4 protein-coding genes and 2 pseudogenes are annotated in these 5443 nt (G+C 65.1%); 1 reads left to right on the top strand and 5 read right to left on the bottom strand.

Annotated elements, in window-relative coordinates:
• The 4 genes and pseudogenes from PKE44_RS14405 to PKE44_RS14390 all read right to left on the bottom strand — a co-directional run.
• Positions 1 to 268: pseudogene (locus tag PKE44_RS14405) on the bottom strand (Ni/Fe hydrogenase subunit alpha); the annotation flags it as partial.
• Positions 269 to 291: 23 nt separating this feature from the next.
• Positions 292 to 846, bottom strand: coding sequence for an NADP oxidoreductase (locus tag PKE44_RS14400; RefSeq protein ID WP_300328723.1), 555 nt, complete (start codon positions 844 to 846; stop codon positions 292 to 294).
• A 1-nt stretch (position 847) separates the two neighbouring features.
• Positions 848 to 1576 (bottom strand): 2Fe-2S iron-sulfur cluster-binding protein, encoded by a 729-nt coding sequence (locus PKE44_RS14395; RefSeq protein WP_311097233.1) that lies wholly within the window; start codon positions 1574 to 1576, stop codon positions 848 to 850.
• Positions 1573 to 3414 (bottom strand): NAD(P)H-dependent oxidoreductase subunit E, encoded by a 1842-nt coding sequence (locus tag PKE44_RS14390; RefSeq protein ID WP_324552373.1) that lies wholly within the window; start codon positions 3412 to 3414, stop codon positions 1573 to 1575. The genes PKE44_RS14395 and PKE44_RS14390 overlap by 4 nt, the downstream gene beginning before the upstream one ends.
• Positions 3415 to 3766: 352 nt before the next feature.
• Here PKE44_RS14390 and PKE44_RS14385 point away from each other — a divergent pair, with 352 nt between their 5' ends.
• Positions 3767 to 5185 carry a bifunctional enoyl-CoA hydratase/phosphate acetyltransferase gene (locus PKE44_RS14385; protein WP_300328731.1) on the top strand — a complete coding sequence of 473 codons (1419 nt, stop codon included), beginning with the start codon at positions 3767 to 3769 and terminating at the stop codon, positions 5183 to 5185.
• 24 nt (positions 5186 to 5209) lie between these two features.
• Here the strand turns inward: PKE44_RS14385 and PKE44_RS14380 are convergent.
• Positions 5210 to 5443: pseudogene (locus PKE44_RS14380) on the bottom strand (MATE family efflux transporter); the annotation flags it as partial.

Raw genomic sequence — 5443 nt, 5'->3', positions numbered from 1 at the left:
CGGCCAGGTGGTGCGACACCGGGCAGATGCCGCACAGCCGCTGCACCATCACCGGAACTTCCCAGTACGGGCGTCCCTGGATGAATTTTTCGAAGCCGCGGAATTCGACGATGTGCAGGCGCACCTGTTGCACTTGGTCGTTGTCGTCCAGCAGCAGCGTTACCTTGCCGTGTCCTTCGACCCGCGACACCGGGTCGATCGCGACGCGGCGCAGTGTGCCCGGGTTGGCGGCGGTTTCGAGGGCGAAGCCTGTGTTTTCCATGGCCATGCTCGCTTTCAACTCTTGCCGGATCAATCAAAATGCAGCAGCGGGTGCCCCAGGCGCGGCGTGCGGCCGGCCAGCAGGTCGCTCAGGAACTTCCATATCGCTTCGCCGGAAGGCGGGCAACCCGGGATGAAGTAGTCGACGCGGACGATCTCGTGGATCGGGTGGACCTTGTCGAGCGGCAGCGGCAGTTCCGGATCGTTCGGGATCTGGCGGCCGACGATGCCGGGCCCGGTCAGGTAGACCTCCTGCAGGCACTGGCCGAGATCGAGGTGGTTGCGCTGCGCCGGCAGCCCGCCGTTCACCGAGCACGCGCCGAGGGCGATCAGCACCTTGCAGTTGTGACGGAACTCGCGCAGAACGTGCACGTTTTCCGCGTTGCAGATGCCGCCTTCGATCAGGCCGATGTCACAGGGGCCGCAGTGTTTGATGTCGGTGAGCGGCGAACGGTCGAACTCGACATGTTCGAGCAGTTCGAACAGGCGCTCGTCGATATCGAGAAAAGACATGTGGCAACCGAAGCAGCCGGCGAGCGAAGTCGTCGCGACGCGCAGCTTGCGGCTCTCGACAGCAGCGTTCATCTCACACCTCCTCGGTCGTCGTGCGCCGGGCGAGGCGCTCGACCTGCATGCCGATCGGTTGAACATCGTAGCGCCGGCTGCCGATCGGCACGGCGAAGCCGCGCCGCTTGCGCAGGATGACGCCGACCGGGCAGACATGCGCTGCCTTGTCGGCGAGCGAAAAGTCGGTGTCCGCCAGGCGCCCCGACTCGGCATTGACGATCAGGTGTTTGCCGATACCGCGCCCGGAGAGGGCAAAGACGTTCTTGCCGTCGACGTCGCGACTGGCGCGCACGCACAACTCGCAGAGAATGCAGCGGTTGAAGTCGAGCAGCACCTCGGGGTGCGAGGCATCGACCGCCCGATCGGGATAGAACTGCGGAAAGTGCGGGGTCAGCATTTCCAGTTCGTAGGCCAGCGCCTGCAGCATGCAGCGGCCGCTCTTCTCGCACGAGGGGCAGAAGTGATTGCCTTCGACGAAAAGCATCTGCAGCATCGTCCGTCGCTTGTCGTTCAGGTCGGGGGAATTGTTTTCGACCTCCATTCCGTCGCGTGCCGGCATCGTGCACGCCGAGACGTAGCGCCCGTTGGCTTTCACCGTGCACAGCTTGCAGCTTCCCTGCGGCTTGAACTCGGGGTGATGGCACAGGTGCGGAATGAAAATGTCGGCGGCCATCGCGGCCTGCATGATCGTCTGCCCGTCGGTGAAGGAAACGGGCAGCCCGTCGAGCAGGATGTGCTGCGTGCTCATGCTTCGACTCCCGGCAAGCCGGCCGCCAGACCAAAGTGGGCGGCCGGGTCATCGCGCCCGGTCATCTGGCGGGCGGAGGCCAGCGCCTGATCGAGGTCGAACGCCGGTTTGAAGGCCAGCGAGCGCAGGCGTCGCTCATAGGCCGGGCGGAACTTGTTCAGCGTGTCGAAGAGCGGGTTGCACGCGGACTGGCCGAGCCCGCAATGACTGGCGGCGTGCAGCAGCCGGTGGATCTTGAAGATTTCGTTGATGTCGTGCTGCGAACCCTGGCCGCTCGCGATCTTGTCCATGCAGTTGGCGACGAGCGAGGTGCCAACGCGGCAGGGCGTGCAGAAACCGCAACTCTCGTGCGCGAAGAAATGGGCAAAATTACGCGCCACCTCGAACATGTCGCGGTGTTCGCCGAAGACCATGAAAGCGCCGGCGGTCGGTACGTCCTCGAAGGCAATCCGGCGCGAGAATTCGTGCATCGCCAGGCAGGTTCCGGATGGGCCGCTGACTTGCACTGCCTGCGCATTGCCGGCGCCGCAATCGTTGAGCACCTGCGCCACCGAAACGCCGAACGGGTATTCGTAGATTCCCGGCGTTTCGACATCGCCGGAGATCGACAGCAGCTTCGTTCCGGTAGACTGCTTGGTCCCCAGGCCGGCGAACCAGGCGCCGCCATTGACCGCGATCAGCGCCGCCTTGCACAGCGTTTCGACGTTGTTCACCACCGTCGGCTGGCCGAGATAGCCTTCGGTGGCCGGGAAGGGCGGCCGTATGCGCGGCACGCCGCGCTTGCCTTCGAGCGATTCGAGCAGGGCGGTTTCTTCGCCGCAGACGTAGGCGCCGGCGCCGAGGTGGATCTCGATGTCGAAGTTGAAGTCGTCCTCGCCGAGCACCCGTGTGCCGAGCAGTCCATCGCGTCGGCGGCGGGCGAGGTTTTCGTTCAGCGCCGGCAGGAGGTAGGCGTACTCGCCGCGCAGATAGACCAGCCCCAGCGTGGCGCCGATCGTAAACCCGGCGATGCTGATTCCGTCGAACAGCAGGTCGGCGTAGCTGCTCAGCAGGACGCGGTCCTTGAACGTACCGGGTTCGCCTTCGTCAGCATTGCAGACGACGTAGCGTGCCGGCGTCTCACCGGCGCATGGCGCCCGGCGCGCCGATTCCCACTTGATGTGCGTGGTGAACCCGGCGCCGCCACGACCGCGCAAATTGGACAGTTTCATCTCGGCCAGCATCGCCTCCCGGCCGCGCGCGACAGCCGCCTTGAGTGCTTCGCCGTTCGGCCACTGGCGGCCGAGCAACTCGTCGTAGCGCCGGATGTTGTCCTCGATCAGAAAATACTCGCGCGGCCAGTCGCTCAACGGCGCCTGCTTGCGGATCAGTTCGCTGATCCGGTCGATGCGCTCGGCCGACATGCGGGTGAGCGGACGGCCGTTGACCAGCAGCGCCGGTCCCTGGTCGCACATGCCGGTGCAGGACGTCGTATCGACGCTGACCAGGCGGTCTTCGGAGACCTTGCCGCGTTCGACCCACAGCTTGTTGCACAGCCGATCAATCAGTTCGCCGCTGCCCAGCATGCGGTCGGTGATGTTGTCCGAGAAGAGGACGCGGTAACGGCCGACCGGCGTCAGGTGGAAGAACGAGTAGAAGCCGGCGACTCCCTCGACGCGTGCGCGCGGCAGGCAAAGCGCGCGCGCAACCGCGCTCAGCGCTGCCGCCGGAAGATGGCCGAGGGCATCCTGCACTTCGCGCAGAATCTGGACCAGGTACCTGGGTTCGTAGCGATAGCGCTCGAAAATGGGCGGCAGCCGGCTGTCGAGCTGCCCGGCCTCAGCGTAGTCCTGACTCACGCGAACCTCCTGCGAGTGATCATCGGCGAAAAAGCGTCCAAATTCAGATCGCCGAATTCAGCATAGCAGGTCTCTTGGCGGGGCGAACTGACGCACGTCAACGGTGGGCAGGAATGCGCGCAAGTCGCCCCCGGCGCGCTTCGCCTGACGCTCGGTCGGTCAGGGAAAAATCATGGCGCAATGCAGCAAATTTTCCGCTATGCTTCAATAGCCGGGGCGCGGCAGGCGCGGTGTTTGCCGGTATTGACGACGGCTGGCTCGGGCCGCGTAGAGTGAAGCAGGCGGGTCCTGCGCAGGCGAACGCGGGGTGGTTTGCGGGGCCGTCATGGACAGCATTTTTCGGAGCACGACCATGCATTTTGAGACGTCCCTCGAATTCCTCGAAAGCCACACCTACGACGAGCTCAACCTCGGCGATACGTCGGCGCTGGTGCGCACACTGCGTCCTGAGGACGTCAAGCTGTTCGCCCTGATGTCGGGCGACATGAATCCTGCCCTGGCGAATACCGAATTCAGGCACAGCGGCCTGTTCCGCGACTTCATTGCGCATGGCATGTGGATCGCGTCCTTGCTGTCGACCATCCTCAGCACGCAGTTTCCTGGTCCGGGAACCGCGTTGATGGAGACCTCGCTGCAGTTTGCCCGGCCGGTGACGATCGGCGACACGATCACCTTCACGGTGACGGTACGCCAGAAATTTGCCCATAACCACCACATCATTCTCGATTGCGTTGGGGCAAACCAGGACGGACTGGTCGTCGTCTCAGGCAGCGTCGAGGTGATGGCGCCGACCGAAAAAGTTCGCACCAAGCGCGCCGCACTGCCGGAAATCACCATCTCCGACAAGTATGCGCGCCTGCAGGTACTCGTGCAGCGCGCCGCAGGCTTGGCACCGATCGACATGGCCGTCGTTCACCCTTGCGACCGCGAGTCGCTGCGCGGTGCGCTGCTCGCCGCCGACGCCAAGCTGATCGACCCCATCCTGATCGGTCCCGAACAGAAGATTCGCGCTGTTGCCGAAGAGCACGGGCTGGACCTCGGGCCGCACCGCATTGTCGATGTCCGGCACAGCCACGACGCAGCGGCGATGGCCGTGACGCTGGTCCGCAGCGGCGACGCCGAAGCGCTGATGAAAGGCAGTCTGCACACCGACGAACTGATGGCCGAGGTCATTTCGCGCAGCGCCGGTCTGCGTACCGACCGCCGGATCAGCCATGTCTTCCTGATGGACGTGCCCACCTATCCGCGGCCGATCATGATCACCGACGCGGCGGTCAACATCATGCCCAGCCTGCTTGAAAAGGTCGACATCATCCAGAACGCCATCGAACTGGCGCACGTCATCGGCGTTCCGGAACCCAAGGTTGCCATCCTCTCGGCGGTCGAGACGGTCAATCCCAAGATCCAGTCCACGCTCGACGCGGCGGCGCTGTGCAAGATGGCCGACCGCGGCCAGATCAAGGGCGGCCTGCTCGATGGGCCGTTGGCCTTCGACAACGCGGTTTCGCTGGTCGCCGCGAAGACCAAGGGAATCACCTCGGCGGTGGCCGGACGGGCCGACATCCTGGTCGTCCCCGACCTCGAGTCGGGCAACATGATCGCCAAGCAGCTCGAATACCTGGCCAACGCACTGACCGCCGGCATCGTCCTCGGGGCGAGCGTGCCGATCGTCCTGACCAGCCGCGCTGACACCGCGGAAACGCGCATTGCCTCGTGCGTCATCGCCGCCTTGATGGCGCACGCCGCGCGCGTGCGCCTGAAAACGGCCTGAGACGGTGGCCGCCGGCGGGCGGCTTCAGGCGCTTGCTGCGCGCATCGCGCGGCGCAGCAGGGCGCCGAGGAGAATCGCCGCGAGCACCAGGCTGAGCAGCGAGGCAAGCCAGAAGCCGGCCACGCCGAGTGGCTGCGCGGCGTGAAAAGCCAGCCACCAGCCGCCGAGCAGACCGACGCCCCAGAAGCAGACCAGGTGCACGAACATCGGCACGAAGGTGATCTTGTAGCCGCGCAGCGCGTGCGCCGCGATCGTCTG

This window comes from Plasticicumulans sp., from assembly GCF_035331805.1.
GTDB lineage: Bacteria > Pseudomonadota > Gammaproteobacteria > Competibacterales > Competibacteraceae > Plasticicumulans.
Note: the sequence above shows the minus strand (reverse complement) of the source record. Positions and strands in the feature narration are given on the sequence as shown.

What these genes read in the sequence shown, in the direction of transcription:
- PKE44_RS14385 (WP_300328731.1), top strand. Translation starts at nt 3,767, where the DNA reads ATGCATTTTGAGACGTCCCTCGAATTCCTCGAAAGCCACACCTACGAC.
- PKE44_RS14395 (WP_311097233.1), bottom strand. Translation starts at nt 1,576, where the DNA reads ATGAGCACGCAGCACATCCTGCTCGACGGGCTGCCCGTTTCCTTCACC.
- PKE44_RS14400 (WP_300328723.1), bottom strand. Translation starts at nt 846, where the DNA reads ATGAACGCTGCTGTCGAGAGCCGCAAGCTGCGCGTCGCGACGACTTCG.